Origin of the sequence: Paraburkholderia sp. JHI2823, assembly GCF_038900695.1 — a bacterium.
GTDB classification, from domain to species: Bacteria; Pseudomonadota; Gammaproteobacteria; order Burkholderiales; family Burkholderiaceae; genus Paraburkholderia; species Paraburkholderia mimosarum.
Window position 1 is genome coordinate 1 of record NZ_JAYMRY010000204.1, and the last position, 555, is coordinate 555.

A 555-nucleotide genomic window follows, 5' to 3' on the forward strand; every position below is an offset into this window, starting at 1 on the left:
AGGTGCAGCACACGCCGCCCTTGCAGGCGTACGGCAGCGCGAGGCCCGCCTTCAGGCCGACGTCGAGCAGGCTCACGCCTTCGTACGGCAGGCGCATCTTGCGCTTCTTGCCGTCGATGACGATTTCCAGGTCCGCAGCCGGCGTGTTCTCCGTGATTTCGACCGGCGGCACGCCCGCTTGCGGCAGCGGCGAGCCGAAGCGCTCGACGTGAACATTCTGCTGCGGCACCCCCGCGTCCTTCAACGCGGCCTCGGCTGCGTCCATCATCGGGCCGGGGCCGCAGATGAAGGCCTCGTCGATTTCGTCGGCCGGCAGCAGCGTTTCGAGGAACGCCGCGCACTTGGCCTGATCGAGCATGCCGTTGAACAGCTCGACGTCCTGCAGGTCGTCGGAGAGGACGTGATAGAGACGAAAGCGGCTCATGAAGCGGTTCTTCAGGTCCTCCAGCTCTTCGGCGAACATGATCGCGTCGACGCTGCGATTGCCGTACACGAGCGTGAACGCGCTGCGCGGCTCCGTTTCGAGCGTCGTCTTGATGATCGCGAGCACGGGCG

Annotated in this window: 1 pseudogene; it reads right to left on the bottom strand. The window is 65.9% G+C overall.

Annotated features, from left to right (window positions below):
- Nucleotides 1–555 (bottom strand): annotated as a pseudogene (locus VSR34_RS38310) (phenylacetic acid degradation protein); the annotation flags it as partial.